This is a genomic window from Dankookia rubra (assembly GCF_004355005.1).
Classification (GTDB): Bacteria; Pseudomonadota; Alphaproteobacteria; order Acetobacterales; family Acetobacteraceae; genus Paracraurococcus; species Paracraurococcus ruber_A.
Map to the genome: position 1 here is coordinate 176,900 of NZ_SMSJ01000005.1, position 19,049 is coordinate 195,948.

General features: G+C 71.3%; 8 protein-coding genes. All 8 read left to right on the plus strand.

Annotated features, from left to right (window positions below):
* The first annotated feature begins 3 nt into the window (after positions 1-3).
* The 8 genes from E2C06_RS06620 (at position 4) to E2C06_RS06655 (ending at position 19,047) form a co-directional block, all read left to right on the plus strand.
* Positions 4-3,393 carry an alpha-1,4-glucan--maltose-1-phosphate maltosyltransferase gene (locus tag E2C06_RS06620; RefSeq protein WP_241671148.1) on the plus strand — a complete coding sequence of 1,130 codons (3,390 nt, stop codon included), beginning with the start codon at positions 4-6 and terminating at the stop codon, positions 3,391-3,393.
* Entirely contained in the window at positions 3,393-6,692 is a 3,300-nt protein-coding gene (gene treS, locus E2C06_RS06625) for a maltose alpha-D-glucosyltransferase (protein WP_133287795.1), read from the plus strand. Before E2C06_RS06620 ends, treS begins: the two co-directional genes overlap by 1 nt.
* Positions 6,689-8,839 carry a 1,4-alpha-glucan branching protein GlgB gene (gene glgB / locus E2C06_RS06630; protein WP_133287796.1) on the plus strand — a complete coding sequence of 717 codons (2,151 nt, stop codon included), beginning with the start codon at positions 6,689-6,691 and terminating at the stop codon, positions 8,837-8,839. Before treS ends, glgB begins: the two co-directional genes overlap by 4 nt.
* Before the next feature lie 5 nt (positions 8,840-8,844).
* A complete protein-coding gene (gene glgX, locus E2C06_RS06635; RefSeq protein ID WP_133287797.1) occupies positions 8,845-10,944 on the plus strand; it encodes a glycogen debranching protein GlgX in 2,100 nt (699 codons plus the stop codon).
* A complete protein-coding gene (gene treZ, locus E2C06_RS06640) occupies positions 10,941-12,731 on the plus strand; it encodes a malto-oligosyltrehalose trehalohydrolase (protein ID WP_133287798.1) in 1,791 nt (596 codons plus the stop codon). The genes glgX and treZ overlap by 4 nt, the downstream gene beginning before the upstream one ends.
* A 13-nt stretch (positions 12,732-12,744) precedes the next feature.
* The gene (malQ, locus tag E2C06_RS06645) at positions 12,745-14,781 is read left to right on the plus strand and encodes a 4-alpha-glucanotransferase (RefSeq protein WP_133287799.1); all 2,037 of its coding nucleotides are present in this window, start codon (positions 12,745-12,747) and stop codon (positions 14,779-14,781) included.
* 73 nt (positions 14,782-14,854) lie between these two features.
* Positions 14,855-17,656 carry a malto-oligosyltrehalose synthase gene (gene treY / locus E2C06_RS06650; RefSeq protein WP_133287800.1) on the plus strand — a complete coding sequence of 934 codons (2,802 nt, stop codon included), beginning with the start codon at positions 14,855-14,857 and terminating at the stop codon, positions 17,654-17,656.
* Positions 17,653-19,047 (plus strand): alpha,alpha-trehalose-phosphate synthase (UDP-forming), encoded by a 1,395-nt coding sequence (locus E2C06_RS06655; RefSeq protein ID WP_133287801.1) that lies wholly within the window; start codon positions 17,653-17,655, stop codon positions 19,045-19,047. Before treY ends, E2C06_RS06655 begins: the two co-directional genes overlap by 4 nt.
* Positions 19,048-19,049 lie beyond the last annotated feature (2 nt).

The window sequence follows — 19,049 nt, forward strand, 5'->3', positions numbered from 1 at the left end:
CAGATGGCGTCTCGACGCGGCGGCAAGCCGAAGACCATGGCGCATGCCATGGCCGAACCGGTCACGGCCAAGCCGCAGGCGCCACCCGTCCTGCCGGAACTGGCCCCCGCGGCACCCGCGCCGCGGCTTTACCTGCTGCATCCCCTGCTGGTCGGCCCGCTGCCTGCCTGGGACGCGGCCTTCGCCCGGGTCGCCGGGCTCGGCTTCGACGCGGCGCTGATCGCCCCCGTCTTCGCGCCGGGGCCGAGCGGCAACATCTTCCACCTCTCCGATCCCGAGGCTCCGCATCCGATCCTTGAGGCGCCGGCCGATGCGGTGGCGGCGCTGGCCGAGCTCGCGTCGAAGGCGAAATCAGCCGGATTGGCGCTTTATCTCGACATCGTGCTGGACCGCGTGGCGGCCGGCGGCGCGCTGCTGGCCAGCCACCCCGACTGGTTCGAGACCGAGGCCCAGGCCGGCCCGCCCGATCCCCGCCAGGCACCGCCGGAGCGCGGCACCGCCCGCGCCCGCTGGGAGGACCCGGCGGTGGCGGAAGCGCTCGGCGGCTGGTGGGAGGACCGCCTGCGCCGCTTCGCCGCGGCTGGGATCACCGGCTTCCGCTGCGACCTGCCGACCCGGGTGCCGGCCGCGATCTGGCGCCGGCTGACCGCGGCGCTGCCGCAGGCCCGCTTCCTCGCCTGGACCGCCGGCGTCCCGGCGCCCGAACTTCCCGCCCTGGCCGGGGCCGGCTTCGCCGCGGTCTTCGACAGCCTGGGTTGGTGGGATGTCGAGGGCTCCTGGCTGGTCGAGGAGGCGGCGCGGCTCTCCGCCATCGCCCCGATCATCTCGACGGTGGAGGCGCCCTTCGGGCCGCGCCTGGCCGCGCGTGACGCCGATGCCTGGACGGCGGAGCGGGCGGCGCGGCGGCATCTGCAGCTGGCCGCCGGGCTCGGTGCCGGGCTGCTGGTGCCGATGGGCTTCGAATACGGTGCCCGCCGCCCGCTGGACCCGGCGCGCGACCGTCCGGGCGACTGGGACTGGCTGGAACGGCAGGCGGGCTTCGACCTCTCGGCCGCGCTGCGCGAGGCCAATGCGGCAATCGCCGCGCGGTCGTTGACACGGGCGGAGCTGCGGCCGCTGTCGGGCCCCGGCGCCCCGGTCGCGGCGCTGCTGCGCGCCGCCGGGCCGGATGCGCGGGAGGCCCGGGCGGCGACGCTGGTCCTTGCCAACCCGGATCTGCGCGGCGGCGCCAGCGTGACGCTGTCCAGCCTGCTGCCGGCCGCCGGCGGCGCCTTCACCCGGTTCCGCCCGGTCGCGCCCACCCAACATCGGCCAGGCGGGGGCGTGCCGCTGGGCCCGACCGCGACCGTGCAGCTCGATCCCGGCGAGGTCCGGCTGTTCGAGGCCGAGGCGCCGCGGCCGATCCTGTCCGCCACGGCCGTCCCCGCTGCCGCGCCGGAGAAGAACGTGCTCGCCGCCGCGGTTTCGCCGCGGATCGGGATCGAGGCCGTCTCGCCGGCTGTCGAGGACGGCCGCTTTCCGGTGAAGCGGATCGTCGGCGAGGTGGTCGAGGTCACCTGCGACCTGATCTGCGACGGCCACGACCAGCTGGGCGCCGTTCTGCAATGGCGCGCGGCCGACGAGACGCAATGGACCGAGTGCCGGATGACGCCGCTCGGCAACGACCGCTGGATGGCGCGTTTTCCGTTGGAGCGCATGGGCCGCTACGCCTTCGCGGTCGAGACCTGGCGCGACGCCTTCGCCACCTTCCGCTACGAGCTGGAGAAGAAGCACGCCGCCAATGTCCCGATCGGACTGGAACTGGAGGAAGGCCGCATCCTGGTCACCAAGGCCGGGCAGCGGGCCGGCGGCGCGCTGTCCGACCTGGCGGAGCGGCTGCAGGGCGCGGCGGATCCGGAGCGGCTGACCCTGCTGATGTCGAAGGAGACGGCCGACTTCATGGCCGCCGCCGACGACCGCCCCTTCCGCGCCCGCAGCGCGGAGATGCCGCTGGAGGCCGAACGCACCGGTGCCGGCTTCGCCAGCTGGTACGAGCTCTTCCCGCGCAGCCAGAGCGGCGACGCTAGCCGGCACGGTACGTTCGACGATGTCATCCGCCGCCTGCCGCATATCCGCGGCATGGGCTTCGACGTGCTGTACTTCCCGCCGATCCACCCGATCGGCCGCGCCTTCCGCAAGGGCCGCAACAACACCCTGACGCCGGGGCCGGACGATCCCGGCAGCCCCTATGCGATCGGCTCGGAGGATGGCGGGCACGACGCCATCCACCCGCAGCTCGGCACGCTGGATGACTTCCGACGCCTTGTCGCCGCGGCGCGGGAGGAAGGGCTGGAGTTGGCGCTCGACTTCGCCGTCCAGTGCAGCCAGGACCATCCCTGGCTGAAGCAGCATCCGGACTGGTTCGAATGGCGGCCCGACGGCACGATCAAGTATGCCGAGAACCCGCCGAAGAAGTACCAGGACATCGTCAACGTCGACTTCTACAACGAGGGCGCGGTACCCCTGCTGTGGACGACGCTGCGCGACGTGGTGCGCTTCTGGGTGGATCAGGGCGTGCGGCTGTTCCGGGTGGACAACCCGCACACCAAGCCCTTCCCCTTCTGGGAATGGCTGATCGCCGATATCCGCGCCCAATGCCCGGACGCCATCTTCCTGGCAGAGGCCTTCACCCGGCCCAAGGTGATGTACCGCCTGGCCAAGGTCGGCTTCGGCCAGTCCTATACCTACTTCACCTGGCGGAACGAGAAGGCGGAGATCCAGGAATACCTGGAGGAGTTGGCGAACACCGCGCCGCGCGACTTCTTCCGCCCGCATTTCTTCGTCAACACGCCCGACATCAACCCGCCCTTCCTGCAGACCGGCGGCCGCGCCGGCCACCTGATCCGCGCCGCGCTGGCGACCACGCTGTCGGGGCTCTGGGGCATGTACCAGGGCTTCGAACTCTGCGAGGCGGCGCCGCTGCCGGGCCGCGAGGAATACCTGGATTCCGAGAAGTACGAGATCCGCGTCTGGCCGGACCGCCGTCCCGGCGACATCGTCGAGGAGATCACCCGCCTGAACATGATCCGCCGTGCCAACCCCGCCCTGCAGACGCATCTCGGCGTGGCTTTCCACAATGCCTTCAACGACCAGGTGCTCTGGTACCGGAAGGCCACCGTGGACCGTGGAAACGTGGTTCTCTGCGCCGTCAGCCTCGACCCGCGCAACGTGCAGGAAGCGGCGGTCGAACTGCCGCTCTGGGAATGGGGCTTGCCTGACCATGCGGCGCTGGAGGCGGAGGACCTGATGACGGGTCGGCGATTCACCTGGACCGGCAAGGTGCAGCGGCTGCGGCTCGACCCTGGGGCGCTGCCCTTCGGGCTCTGGCGCGTGCGCCCGGCGGGAGGCATCTGATGGCGCGCGACAACGGCGACAGCGCCAAGCTGCGCCACGCCCGGAAGGCGACCGATGCCCGCGAGCCGCAATGGTATCGCGATGCGGTGGTCTACCAGCTTCACGTGAAGAGCTTCTTCGACGCCAACGACGACGGCATCGGCGACTTCGCCGGACTGTTGCAGAAGCTGGACTACATTGCCGAACTGGGCGTCGACACGCTTTGGCTGCTGCCCTTCTACCCCAGCCCGCTGCGCGACGACGGCTACGACATCGCCGACTACCGCGGGGTGAACCCCAGCTACGGCACAGCGCAGGATGTCCGCCGCTTCGTGCGAGAAGCGCATGCGCGCGGGCTGAAGGTGATCACCGAGCTGGTCATCAACCACACCAGCGACCAGCACCCCTGGTTCCAGCGGGCCCGCGCCGCTCCCCCCGGGTCGTCCCACCGCGACTACTACGTCTGGTCGGAGACGGACCAGAAGTACACCGACACGCGGATCATCTTCCTCGACACCGAAAAGTCCAATTGGACCTTCGACCCGGTGGCCGGGCAGTATTTCTGGCACCGCTTCTACAGCCACCAGCCGGACCTGAACTTCGAGAATCCGCGCGTGCTGTCGGAAGTGCTGAACGTCATGCGCTTCTGGCTCGACACCGGAATCGACGGGCTGCGGCTCGACGCGGTGCCCTACCTGCGGGAGCGCGAGGGCACCAACAACGAGAACCTGCCTGAGACGCACGAGGTCCTGAAGCTGATCCGCAGCAAGCTGGACCAGGGCTATCAGGGCCGCCTGCTGCTGGCCGAGGCCAACCAGTGGCCGGAGGACACCCAGCAGTATTTCGGCGCCGGCGACGAATGCCACATGGCCTTCCACTTCCCGCTGATGCCGCGGATGTACATGGGCATCGCGCAGGAGGACCGCTTCCCGATCACCGACATCCTGCGGCAGACCCCGGACATCCCGGATGGCTGCCAATGGGCCATCTTCCTGCGCAACCACGACGAACTCACGCTGGAGATGGTGACCGACCGCGAGCGCGACTATCTCTGGTCCACCTATGCCGCCGACAAGCGGGCGCGGATCAACCTCGGCATCCGCCGCCGCCTGGCGCCGCTGCTGGAACGCGACCGCCGCCGGATCGAGCTGATGAACGGGCTGCTGCTGTCGATGCCCGGCACGCCGGTGATCTACTACGGCGACGAGATCGGCATGGGCGACAACATCTTCCTGCGCGACCGCGACGGCGTGCGCACCCCGATGCAGTGGTCGCCCGACCGCAACGGCGGGTTCAGCAAGGCTGATCCCGCCGCGCTGGTGCTGCCGCCGCTGCAGGACGCGATGTACGGCTTCCAGGCCGTCAACGTGGAGACGCAGGCGCGCGACCCGCATTCGCTGCTGAACTGGATGCGGCGCATGCTGGCGGTCCGCAAGCGCAGCCGCGCCTTCGGCCGCGGTGCGATGCGCCTGCTCTATCCCGCCAACCGCAAGGTGCTGGCCTATCTGCGGGAGCATGAGGACGACACCATCCTCTGCGTCTTCAACCTCTCGCGCTCCGCCCAGGCGGTCGAGCTCGACCTCTCCGCCTGCGCCGGCCGCGTGCCGGTGGAGATGCTGGGCGGCACCAGCTTCCCGCCGATCGGCCAGCTGCCCTACCTGCTGACCCTGCCGCCCTACGGCTTCTACTGGTTCGTGCTGGCGACCGAGAAGGCGCTGCCGCCCTGGCACGCCCCGGCGCCGGAGCCGCTGCCCGACCTCCGCACCCTCGTCCTGAAGGCCGATGTGAAAGAGCTTCTCGGTGCCGCCGTGCGCGGCGATCTCGAACAGAACGTCCTGCCGGAATACCTGCCGAAGCGCCGCTGGTTCGCCGCCAAAGGGGAAAGGCTGGAGGGCGTGCGGCTGACCGCCATCGCCGCCTTGCCTGAGGCCATGGGCGCCGTGGTGCTGGCCGAGGTGGAGGCCCGCCTGCCAGGCCGCACGGAGCGCTACGCCCTGCCGCTGGCCGGGGTGGAGGATGCCGAGGGCGTCGGCCCGCTGGCGGCGCAGCTTGCCCTGGCACGGCTGCGGCAGGGCCGCCGGGTCGGCTACCTGACCGATGCCTTCACCGACAACCGCATGCCGCCCGCGGTGATGCATGCGCTGCGCGACGGGCTGGTGCTGCCGAGCGACGATGGCGAGATCCGCTTCCACGCCACCTCGCGCCTCGCCGACATCGCCTTGCCGGAGTCGCCGGAGATCCGCCGGCTCTCGGCGGAACAGTCCAACTCCTCCCTCATCTACGGGGAGCAGGTGGTGCTGAAGATCATCCGCCGCATCAACCCCGGCATCCATCCGGAAGCCGAGGTGACGCGCTACCTGACCGAGCAGGGCTTCGCCAATACCGCGCCGCTGCTGGGCGAGGTGGTGCGGATCGCGCCCGACGGCACGCCCAACACGCTGATGCTGGCGCAGGGCTTCGTGCGGAACCAGGGCGACGGCTGGGGCTGGACGGCGGATTGGCTGGCCCGCGCGGTGGACGAGGCGGCGCTGACCGACACGCCGCCGGAGGATCCCTTCGCTGGGTATCTCTCCTTCGCCACCGCGCTCGGCACCCGGCTCGGCGAGTTGCATGCGGCGCTCGCCCGGCCGACTGACCAGCCGGCCTTCGCGCCCGAACTGGCGACCGAGGACGACCGCGCCGCCTGGGCCGCCGGCGCGCTGGCGCAGCTCGAGCCGGCGCTGGAGCTGCTCTCCGCCGGCGCCGCGCTTCCCGCGGACGCGGTGCCGCATGCCGAGCGCCTGCTGGCCCGGGCCGAGGCGCTGCGCGAGGCGACCTACCGCCTGGCGCAATCCGCCGACGGCGCGCTGAAGACCCGGGTGCACGGCGACTTCCACCTGGGCCAGGTGCTGGTCGCGCAGGGCGATGCGGTGATTGTCGACTTCGAGGGCGAGCCGGCCCGGCCGCTCGAGGAGCGCCGCGCCAAGGGCAGCCCGCTGCGCGACGTCTCGGGCCTGCTGCGCAGCTTCGACTATGCGGCTCATGTGGCGACGGCGACCGAATCCTCGGCCGCCTCCGCCGCCGCGCCGCCCGAACGCCGCGCCGCCCTGATCGTCCGCTGGCAGCAGGAGACGGAACGCGCCTTCCTCGACGCCTATCGGGCGGTGGAGACCGCGGCGGCCAACCCCTGGGTGCCTGCGGGCGCCGAGGCGGCGCTGATCGATCTCTTCCTGATCGAGAAGGCGGCCTATGAAATCCGCTATGAAGCGGCGAATCGCCCGGCCTGGATCGGTGTCCCGCTCCGCGGCCTGGCGACCCTGGCGGAGCGGATCACGGCATGAACCAGGCTTACGACACGCTGGCCGCAGGCCGCCACGGCGACCCGTTCTCCCTGCTCGGCCCGCATGCCGGCGAGGTGCGCACCTTCCAGCCCGGCGCGCGCGGCGTCACCGTGCTGGCGCGGGATGGCGGGGCGGAGCTCGGCCGGCTGGAACAGGTGCACCCGGCCGGCATCTTCGCCGGCAAGGTCGCAAGCGCCGTACCCTATCGCCTTCGCGTCGAATGGCCGGGCCTGCCGCAGGAGACCGAGGATCCCTACAGCTTCGGCCTGCTGCTCGGGCCCCTCGACATGCACCTGTTCGCCGAGGGCCGGCACTTCGAGCTGGCAAAGGTTTTCGGCGCCCAGGCGATGGTGGTGGAAGGCGTGCCCGGCGTGCGCTTCGCGCTCTGGGCGCCGAATGCGCGTCGCGTCTCGGTGGTCGGCGACTTCAACGGCTGGGACGGCCGCCGCCACCCGATGCGGTTGCGTGCCGAGGCCGGGGTGTGGGAGCTCTTCGTCCCGCGCCTGCTACCCGGCGCGACCTACAAGTACGAACTGCTCGGCGCCGACGGCGCGGTGCTGCCGCTGAAGGCCGACCCGCTGGCCCAGGCGACCGAGCACCCGCCCGCCACGGCCTCCCGCGTCATGGACCCGGCACCCTTCGCCTGGACCGATCAGGCCTGGATGGCGCGGCGCGGCGCCGCCCAGGCGGTGGATGCGCCGATCTCGATCTATGAGGTGCATGCCGGGTCCTGGTGGCGCGACGACGCCGGCGACTCGCCCGACTGGGACCGGCTGGCCGACCGGCTGATCCCCTATGTCCAGGGCATGGGCTTCACCCACCTGCAATTCCTGCCGATCATGGAACACCCCTTCGGCGGGTCCTGGGGCTACCAGCCGCTGTCGATGTTCGCGCCCTCCGCCCGTTTCGGTGCGACCTCCGGCTTCGCGCACTTCGTCGACCGTGCCCATGCGGCGGGGATCGGCGTGATCCTCGACTGGGTGCCGGCGCATTTCCCGACCGATGCGCATGGTCTGTATGAGTTCGACGGCACGCATCTGTACGAGCATGCCGACCCGCGTGAAGGGTTCCACCAGGACTGGAACACCGCGATCTACAACTTCGGCCGCAATGAGGTGCGCGGCTTCCTGCTCGCCAGCGCGATCCATTGGCTGGAGCATTTCCACGTCGATGGCCTCCGCGTCGATGCGGTGGCCTCCATGCTCTACCGCGACTATTCGCGGCAGGCCGGAGAGTGGATCCCGAACCGCCATGGCGGGCGGGAGAACCTCGAAGCCGTCGCCTTCCTGCAGGAACTCAATGCCGTCGTCGCCGAACGCTGCCCGGGCGCGGTGATGATCGCCGAGGAAAGCACCGCCTGGCCCGGCGTGACGAAGCCGACGAACGAAGGCGGGCTCGGCTTCCAGTACAAGTGGAACATGGGGTGGATGCACGACACCCTGCACTATATCGAGCAGGACCCGGTGAACCGGAAGTACCACCACGACAGCATGACCTTCGGGTTGGTCTATGCCTGGAGCGAGCATTTCGTGCTGCCGCTCAGCCATGACGAGGTGGTCTACGGCAAGGGCTCGCTGCTGCGGAAGATGCCGGGCGACCCCTGGCAGCAATTCGCCAACCTGCGCGCCTATCTCGGCTTCATGTGGACCCATCCTGGCAAGAAGCTGATCTTCATGGGCGGCGAGATCGCCCAGCCCGCCGAGTGGAACCACGATGCCGCGCTGGCCTGGCCGCTGCTGGACGACCCGCGGCATCGCGGCATCCAGCGCCTGGTGCACGACCTGAACGCGGCCTACCGCCGGCTGCCGGCGCTGCACCGGCAGGACGCCTCGCCCGAGGGCTTCCGCTGGGTGATCGGCGACGACCGCGCGCAGAGCGTCTTCGCCTATCTGCGCCTCGGCGCGGCGGGCGACCCGCCGGCACTGGTGGTCGTCAACCTGACGCCGGTGCCGCGCCACGCCTACCGCATCGGCGTGCCACAGGCAGGTACGTGGCACGAGGTGCTGAACAGCGACGGCGCGGCCTATGGCGGCAGCAACAGCGGCAATGGCGGGGCGATCGAGGCGGAGGCGGTGCCGAGCCATGGCTTCGAGGACAGCCTTTCGGTCTTCCTGCCGCCGCTCGCCACGCTGATACTCTCGCCGTAGGGGGAATGGCGCCCGTCCCGACCCGCCTGCTGCCCGGCAGGCCAGACCCGCTGGGGGCGACCTGGGACGGGCTGGGGGTCAATTTCGCGGTCTTCTCGGCGAATGCCGAGCGGATCGACCTCTGCTTGTTCGACCCGTCCGGCCGGCGGGAGGTGGCGAGGCTGTCGCTGCCGGAATGCACGGACGAGGTCTGGCATGGCTATCTGCCGGAAGCCCGGCCCGGGCAGCTCTACGGCTACCGCGCCTACGGTCCCTACGAGCCACGGCGCGGCCATCGGTTCAATCCGCACAAGCTGCTGCTCGACCCCTATGCGCGCCAGCTGCACGGCGAGCTCCGCTGGTCGGACGTGCTGCTCGGCTACCGTCCCGGCGGCGGCCGGACGGACCTGTCCTTCGACCGCCGCGACAGCGCGCCGGCCATGCCGAAAGGCGTGGTGGTGGATGACAGCTTCGCCTGGGGCGACGACCGAAATCCCGGCACGCCCTGGGACCGCACGGTGATCTACGAGGCGCATGTGCGCGGCCTGACCATGCGGCGCGAGGACATCGCCCCGCGCGAGCGCGGCACCTTCCGTGCCCTGGCCGAGCCCCAGGTGATTGAGCACCTGCAATCCCTCGGCGTCACCGCGATCGAGCTGCTGCCGATCCAGGCCTTCCTGCAGGACCGCTTCCTGGTAGCAAGGGGTCTGAAGAACTACTGGGGCTATTCGACCCTGTCCTTCTTCGCGCCCGAACCCCGCTACCTCGTCGAATCCTGGATGCGGAACGAGCTGAAGGTGGCGGTGCGCCGGTTGCACGGTGCCGGCATCGAGGTCCTGATGGACGTGGTCTACAACCACACCGCCGAGGGCAGCGAGCTCGGCCCGACGCTGTCCTGGCGCGGGCTCGACAATGCTTCCTACTACCGCCTCGTCCCGGGCGACGAACGGCACTGCATCAACGACACCGGCACCGGCAACACGGTGAACCTGTCGCATCCGCGCGTGCTGCAGATGGTGATGGACAGCCTGCGCTACTGGGTCACCGAATACCGGATCGACGGCTTCCGCTTCGACCTCGGCACCATCCTTGGCCGCGAGGGCCACGGCTTCGACCCCGGCAGCGGCTTCTTCGACGCGGTCCGCCAGGACCCGATGCTGTCGCGGGTCAAGCTGATCTCGGAACCCTGGGACATCGGTCCGGGTGGCTACCAGCTCGGCAACCACCCGCCGGGCTTCGCCGAGTGGAACGACCGCTTCCGCGACGGCACCCGCCGCTTCTGGCGCGGCGATGGCGGCATCCGGGCGGAGTTGGCGGCGCGGCTGACCGGCTCGGCCGAGCTGTTCGACCGCCGCCGGCGGCGGCCCTGGGCCGGCGTGAACTTCGTTGCCTCGCATGACGGCTACACCCTGCGCGACACGGTCAGCTACGAGGAGAAGCACAACCACGCGAATGGCGAGGACAACCGCGACGGCCACAACGACAACTACAGCCGCAACTGGGGCGTGGAGGGTGAAACCGGCGACGCCACGATCCGCGCCACCCGCCTGGCCGTGCTGCGGGCCATGCTGGTCACCGTCTTCGCCTCGGCCGGGACGCCGATGCTGCTGGCCGGCGACGAGATGCTGCGGACCCAAGGCGGCAACAACAACGCCTACAACCAGGACAACGAAACGAGCTGGATCGACTGGGCCCTGGCGGCAACGCCGGAGGCCGAGGCATTGCGCCGCTTCACCGCACGGCTCGTGGCGTTGCGGCAACGGCTGCCGCCGCTGCGACCCGCCACCTTCCTGCACGGCGCGACGGAACTTCGGCCCGGCCTGAACGACATCTCCTGGTTCGATCAGCATGGAAAACCGATGACCCCCGAGGCCTGGAACGATCCCGAGGCGCGCACCCTGGCGCTGCGCCGTGCCGCCGCGGCCGAAGCGGGCGGCGTCGACGTCACGCTGCTGCTGCTGAATGCCGATGCGGCCGGCCATGCCTTCGCGCTGCCGCAACCGACGCTGGACTGGCGGCTGATGCTCGATAGCGGGCACCCGGATGCCGCCGACCGCCCGGTGCTGGATGAAGCCGTGCCGGTCGCGCCGCGCGGCGCCGTGCTGCTCGCGGCGCGGCTGGCATGACCGGCTTCGCGCAGGCGACCCGCTGGGGCGCGACGCTGCTGGAGCCGCTGGCGGAGCTGCCGCGCACCCATTTCCGCATCTGGGCGCCGGACGCGGCGCAGGTGACGCTGGAAGTGGCGCAGCACGCCCCGCAGGCGATGAACGCGCAGGAAGGGGGCTGGCATGAGGTGGTGGCGCCGGTAGGCGCCGGCGCGCAGTACCGCTTCCGCGTCTCGCCCGACCTCGCGGTTCCGGACCCGGCCTCCCGCCTGCAGGCGGGCGACGTGCACGACGCATCGGTGGTGGTCGATCCCCGCGCCTATGCCTGGCAGCAGGCGGGCTGGCGTGGCCGGCCCTGGCACGAGGTGGTGCTCTACGAGCTCCATGCCGGCACGATGGGCGGCTTCGCCGGCGTGCAGGCGGCACTGCCGCGGCTGAAGGATCTCGGCATCACCGCAATCGAGCTGATGCCGATCAACGATTTCCCCGGCGCGCGCAATTGGGGCTACGACGGGGTGCTGCCCTATGCGCCGGACACCACGCTCGGCACGCCGGAGGCGCTGAAGGCGCTGGTCGATGCCGCGCACGGCCTGGGGCTGATGGTCTTCCTAGACGTCGTCTACAACCATTTCGGGCCCGACGGCGCCTATCTGCACGCCTATGCCAAGCCCTTCTTCGACGAGGGCATCCACACCCCCTGGGGCGCCGCGATCGACTTCAAGAAGCCGCCGGTGCGCGACTTCTTCGAGGACAACGCGCTGTTCTGGCTCAACGAGTACCGTTTCGACGGGCTGCGCTTCGATGCCGTGCACGCCATTGCCGAGACGGATTGGCTGGACGTCCTGGCCGCCCGCATCCGCCGGGAAATCCCGGACCGCCACGTTCATCTGGTGCTGGAGAACGAGCGCAACGGCGCCCGCCACCTGAAGCCCGCCGGCGGTTTCGACGCACAGTGGAACGACGACGGCCACAACATCCTGCACCCGCTGCTGACCGGCGAGCGCGAGGGCTACTACGAGGACTTCGCCGAGGACGGCGCGGCCAAGCTGGCGCGGGTCTTGTCGGAGGGCTTCCTGTTCCAGGGCCAGGTCTCGGGGCATCTCGGCGCACCGCGCGGCGAGCCGTCGGCCCATCTGCCGCCGACCGCCTTCGTGCTCTTCCTGCAGAACCACGACCAGGTCGGCAACCGCGCCTTCGGCGAGCGCCTGCCGGCCCTTGCCGATCCGGAGGCCCTGGCAGCGGCGACGGCGCTGCTGCTGCTCTCCCCGCAGATCCCCATGCTCTTCATGGGCGAGGAATGGGCGGCGACGGCGCCCTTCCTGTTCTTCACCGACCACAATGCCGAGCTCGCCCCGTTGGTCACTGCGGGACGAAGGAAGGAGTTCGCCAAATTCGCCGCCTTCCAGGACCCGGCAAAACGCGAGCGCATCCCCGACCCGAATGCGGAAGGCACCTTCCGCGACTCGATCCCGGATGCGGTTGAGGCCGGGCGCCCGCCGCATGACGCGGTGCTCGCCCTGCATCGCCGGCTGCTGGCGCTTCGCCGCGACCGCATCGTCCCGCATCTGCCCGGTGCGGCCGCACTCGGCGCCGAGGTCATCGGCGAGAAGGCCGTGCTGGCCCGTTGGCGGCTCGGCGACGGCAGCACCCTCACCATCGCCACCAACTTCGGGGCCGGGCCGGTACCCTGCGATGCCGCCGGCGAGACACTGTTCGAAAACCACGCCGGCGCGCTCGGCACCGGTCGCTTGGCGGCGCGTTGCACGGTCGCCCTGATCGACCCGCCGCGGCAGGATGGTGGGGCATGACCGGGGGACCAGCATGACCACCGACGACCAGTTGCGCGCCATGGCGGAGGCCGCCGGCATCGCCACCACATGGCGCGACGTGCATGGGAAGGAGCAGTCGGTCGGCCCCGACACGCTGCGCGCGGTAATGGCCGCCCAGGGCCTGCCGGAGGATGCGGCCGAGGCACGCGAGACGCTGCGCGCGCTGGCCGACCGCCTGCCGCCGCTGATCACCGCGACCGTCGGCCCGGATGGCGTGCAAGTTCCGGGCGCCGAGATCGGCCATCGCTTCCGCCTGGACATCGAGGGCGGCAACCGCATCGAGGGGCATCTGGAACAGGGCTGGGGCGGCGAGGCGCGGCTGCCCGCCATCTCCACCCCCGGCTATCACCGGCTGCACCTAGACGACGCGCATTGCATTGTGGCCGCGGCGCCGGCGCGCTGCGTGACGCTCGACGATCTCGGGGCCTCGGCGCATGGCGGGGCGCTGCCCTGGGCGCTGGCGGCGCAGATCTATTCGCTGCGCTCGCCGCGCGACATGGGGATCGGTGATTTCGGCGGCGTCGCGGCGCTGGCGCGGGCCGCCGGACGGCGCGGCTGCGCCGCCATCGCGGTCAGCCCGGCGCATGCGCTGTTCTCCGCCGATGTCGGGAAGTACGGGCCCTATTCGCCCTCCTCCCGCATCTTCCTCAACGTCCTGCACGCCGATCCCGCCGCCGCGCTGGGCCATGTCCCTGACGACTTCGGCTCGCCCGATACGCTGGTCGACTGGCCCTCCGCCGCGCGCCGCAAGCTGGATCGGCTGCGCGCGCTGTACGAGGCGGCCGCCGACCACCCCGGCTTCGTCGACTACCGCAACGAGGCCGGCGCTGCGCTCGAGTCCCATGCGCGGTTCGAGGCTTTGCACGCGCACCTGCTGGCGCGCGACCCGGCGCTCTGGGGCTGGCGCGACTGGCCCGCCGAGTTCAACGCCCCCAACAGCCCCGGCGTCACCCGCTTCGCCCGCGACAACCCGGCCGAGGTCGCCTTCCACGCCTTCTGCCAATGGCTCGCCGATGCCTCGCGCGGCGCGGCGCAGCAGGCGGCACGGGATGCGGGCATGCCGATCGGGCTCATCGCCGACCTCGCCGTCGGCACCGACGGCGGCGGCAGCCATGCCTGGTCGCACCAGCGCGCCATCCTGCCGGATGTGACGGTCGGCGCGCCGCCCGACATCTTCTCGCCGCTCGGCCAGGATTGGGGGCTGACCGCCTTCTCGCCGCTCGAGATGAAGGCCGGCGGCTTCGCCGCCTTCCTCGAACTGGTCCGCGCCGCCTTCCGCCATTCCGGCGGCGTGCGCGTCGACCATGCGATGGGGCTGCAGCGGCTCTGGGTCGTGCCGCGCGGCGCCGGGCCGGCGGAGGGCGCCTACCTGCAATACCCGATCGACGACCTGGTGCGGCTGCTGGCGCTGGAATCGCACCGCCACCGGGCGATCGTCATCGGCGAGGATCTCGGCACCCTGCCGGAAGGCTTCCATGGCCGGATGGAGAAGGCCGGTATCCTCGGCATGAAGGTGCTGTGGTTCGAGCAGGAGCAGGACGGACGCTTCCTCGCCCCGCGCCACTGGCCGCGCAACGCGACGGCGATGACCACGACGCACGACCTGCCGACGGTGGTCGGCTGGTGGCAGGGCCGCGACATCACCTGGCGGGCGGAACTCGGCCTTTTCCCCGATGTGGCGACGGCGAAGCGGGAGGAAGCCCGGCGCGAGCAGGATCGCACCGCGCTCTGGACCGCGTTCCTCGAAAGCGGCGCCGCCACCGGAGACCAGCCGGAGCCGGAGGATGGTGAGGCCGTGGTCGACGCCGCCATGGCTCATGTCGGCGGCGCCGGCTGCGCGCTGGCGATCCTGCCGCTCGAGGATGCGCTCGCCCTGCCGGAGCAACCCAACCTGCCCGGCACGGTCGACCAGCATCCGAATTGGCGACGCCGACTGGATGGCGAAGCCACGACGCTGCTCGATGCGCCGGCGGTGGCGCGGCGGCTCGAGCTTTTCGCCCGCGCCCGGCCATCCCTGCAGGAAACCTGAGCGCCCCTCACGGCATTGGCTCCGTTTGTTGAAGCCGGCGCGCCGCGCCGGTTGAGCTGACGGAGACCGACCCATGGCGAACCCGCCGCGCGATACAGGCCCGGCGGGCCTTCGCGCCACCGCGCGACTGCAATTCCACGCCGGCTTCACGCTGGACGATGCCGTGCCGCTGGTGCCCTATCTCGCGCAACTCGGCATCAGCCACCTATATGCCTCGCCCATCCTGAAGGCGCGGCCCGGCTCGATGCACGGCTACGACATAGTCGACCACGGCCAGATCAACCCGGAACTGGGCGGGGAGCCGGCGCTGCGCCGGCTGGTCGCGGCGCTGAAGGAGGCCGGGCTCGGCCTGATCATCGACATCGTGCCGAACCACATGGGCGTCGGCGGTGCCGACAATGCCTGGTGGCTGGATGTCCTCGAATGGGGCCGCCAAAGCCTGTTCGCCAGCTTCTTCGACATCGACTGGGAGCCGCCGGACAGGTCCCTGTCCAACCGCATGCTCGCCCCCTTCCTCGGCGCACCCTATGGCGAGGTGCTGGAATCCGGCGACCTCACGCTGCAGTTCGACGCCGCCGAAGGGCGTTTCCACGCGCAGTACTACGAGCACCGCTTCCCCATCGCGCCGCAGCACTACCACCACATCCTGCAGGCTGCCGGCGATCCGCAGCTGTCGGACTTCGCCCTGGAATTCGGCCGCATCGGCCTGCACCAGCGCGACCGCACCATGGCCAGGGAACAGGCCTCGGCCCTGCGCGCGGCGCTGGCCGCCCGCGCCGCGACGCCGGAAGGCGGTGCCGGCATCGCCCGGGCGCTGGCCGCCTACGACGCGACGACCGAGGAGGGCCGCAAGGCGCTGCACCGCCTGCTGGAACGCCAGCACTACCGCCTGGCCTGGTGGCGCGCCGCGGCGGACGAGATCAACTGGCGCCGCTTCTTCGACATCACCTCCCTCGCCGGCCTGCGGGTCGAACTGCCGGAGGTCTTCGACGCCACGCACGAGCTGGTGCTGAAGCTCTATGCCGAGGGCGCGGTGGACGGCATGCGGATCGACCACGTCGACGGCCTAGCCGACCCGCGCGGCTATTGCCGCAAGCTTTACCGCCGCATGCAGGCGGTGCGGCCGGACCGCGAGCCGATGATCTGGGTGGAGAAGATCCTCGCCCCCTTCGAGACGCTGCGCACGGACTGGTCGGTGGACGGCACCACCGGCTACGACTTCATGGACGAGGCGAGCGGCGTCCTGCACGACCCCGAGGGCGAGGCGCCGCTGACCGCGCTCTGGACCGAGCAGACCGGGCGCACGCCGCTCTTCGAGGAGGAGGCGAAGCAGGCGCGGCGGCAGATCCTGCGCGACAACCTGGCCTCCGAGCTGAACGCCACCGCCGCTGCGATGAAGCGCGTAGCGATGCGCGACCTGACGACGCGGGACTTCACCCTGACCGGCCTGCGCCGCGCCTTGACCGAGGTGCTGGTGCATTTCCCGGTCTATCGCCTCTACATCTCGACCGGCGGGCGCAGCGCCGACGACAAGCGCATCCTCGACTGGGCGCTGGCCGGGGCGCGGCGGACGGTGCGAGCCACCGACCGGCCTTTGATCGACCTGCTGGATGCCTGGCTGGGCGGCGACCCGCCGCGCAGCCTGCCGCCGGTGCTGCGGCGGGAACGCCTCGCGGCGGCGGTGCGGTTCCAGCAGCTTTCGGCGCCGGTCGCGGCGAAGAGCGTCGAGGACACCGCCTTCTACCGCTACGGCAGGCTGATCTCGCGCAACGAGGTCGGCTCCGACCCCGCCCGCTTCGCGGTCACCCCGGCGGGCTTCCACGGTGCCGCCCGCGCCCGGGTGAAGAACTTCCCGCGCGCCCTGCTGGCGACCGCGACGCACGACCACAAGCGGGGCGAGGATGTCCGCGCCCGGCTCGCCGTGCTGTCCGAGCTGCATGGCGAATGGACCGCGGCGGTGCAGCGCTGGTCGCGGCTGAACGCATCGCTTCGGCGCGACCTTCCCGACGGCGCCGCACCGGGGATGAGCGCGCAGCTGATGCTCTACCAGACCCTGGTCGGCGCCTGGCCGCTCGGTCTGGCGCCCGAGGACGAGGCGGGAGTCGGCGCCTTCCTGGAACGGGTTGCCGCCTGGCAGGAGAAGGCGCTGCGCGAGGCCAAGCGACGCACCGAGTGGGCGGTGCCGAACCTGGAATACGAAGCGGCCTGCCAGGAATTCATCACCGCCATCATGGCGCCCGACCGCGCCAGCCACATGCGGGCCGAGATCGCCGCCTTCGCCGCCCGCATCGCCCCGGCCGGTGCCATCAATGGCCTGTCCCAGGCGCTGCTGCGCTGCGCCTCGCCCGGCGTGCCGGACCTCTACCAGGGCACGGAGTTCTGGGACTTCTCGCTGGTCGATCCGGACAACCGCCGGCCGGTCGACTGGGATGCGCGGCGCGGCGCGCTGGAAGCGGCCATGCCGGCGGCAGCGCTGCTCGACCACTGGCAGGACGGGCGGGTGAAGCAGGCGGTCATCGCCGGCGCCCTGGCGCAGCGGGCCGCGCGCCCCGCGTTGTTCGCCGCGGGCGACTACCAGCCGGTCAGCGTGGAAGGCCCCCTCGCACAACACGTCCTCGCCTTCCTCCGCACCCATCGCGGGGAGGCGGCGCTGATCGTTGTCACCAGATTGCCTGCGACCATATTGAAAGATTCGTCGCTGCCGCTGCTGCCGGCGGCGGAATGGAGCGGAACCGATCTCCGCCTGCCGGCTTCATGGAAGGCACGGCACTGGCGGGACGCGCTGACCAGGGAGGGTCTGCGCGCCCATGGCGACCGCCTGCCCGTCGGGCAGGTTCTCGCCGGGCTTCCAGTGGCCTTGCTGGAGGTGGGATGAGCCGCATCGTCGTCGTCTCCAACCGCGTGCCGGTGCCGCAGGGCAATGCCGGCCAGGCCGGGGGGTTGGCGGTCGCTCTCCTCGGACTCATGCAGCGCCGCGGCGGGCTCTGGTTCGGCTGGAGCGGCGCGGTCACCGAAGCCCCGGCGCCGCCAGGCCTGACCCAGCGCGGCGGCGTGGGCTATGCGACGATCGACCTGACCGAAGCGGAGCATCGCGGATATTATACCGGTTACAGCAACGGCGTGCTCTGGCCGATGCTGCACAGCCTGCCCCACCTGATGTCGTTCCGCCGGCAGGACCTCGACGTCTACCGCCGCGTCAACCGCCGCTTCGCCGACAACCTGGTGCCGCTGCTGCGGCCGGACGACCGCATCTGGGTGCACGACTACCACCTTATGTCGCTGCCCGGCGCGCTGCGGCAGCGCGGCGTCCTGGGCCCGACCGGCTTCTTCCTGCATGTTCCCTTCCCGGCGCCGGAAGCCGCGGCCGTTGCGCCCGGCATCCGCGGCCTGGTGCAGGACGTGCTGGCCTGCGACCTGCTCGGCTTCCAGACCGCGACGGACCGCGACAATTTCGCCGCGACCGCGGTCGGCTTCGCAGGCGCGGTACGGACCGACGACAATTTCGTCGAACTCGGCGGCCGCCCGGTTCGCCTCGGCATCTTCCCGGCGGAGATCGCCGCGCCGGAATTCGCCGCCACCGCCGCGGCGCAGATGGAAACCGAGCCCTACCGGCTGCTGGCGCGCTCGATGCGCGGCCAGGCGCTGCTGCTGGGTGTCGACCGGCTGGACCCGACCAAGGGACTGCCGGAGCGACTGGAGGCCTTCCGCCGCGTCGTCGCCCGCCGCACGGCACGCAGCCTGACCATGCTGCAGATCGCCGCCCCCTCGCGCGAGGACGTGGCGGCCTATCGGCGGCTGCGGCAGGAGATCGACGCTGCGGCCGGCGCCATCAACAGCGAGTTCGGCGAGCCTGACTGGACCCCGCTCCGCCTGCTGGCGCGGCCGCAGACCCGCGACACGGTGGCCGGCTTCATGCGCCAGGCACGCGTCGGCATCGTCACGCCGATCCGCGACGGGATGAACCTCGTCGCCAAGGAATATATCGCCGCGCAGGATCCGGCCGACCCGGGGGTGCTGGTGCTCTCGCGCTTCGCCGGCGCGGCGGCGCAGCTTGACTCCGCGCTGCTGGTGAACCCGCACGATGCGGAAGGCATGGCGGAAGCGATCTGCGCCGCGCTCGACATGCCGCTGGCCGAGCGACGGATGCGCTGGCAGGCCGCCTGGGCGGCCATTGCCGGCGCCTCGCCGGAGGGCTGGGGACAGGATTTCCTCCGCGCCCTGGCGCCGGAGACGCTGGACCGGATGCCGATGGCGGGGACGGCCTGACA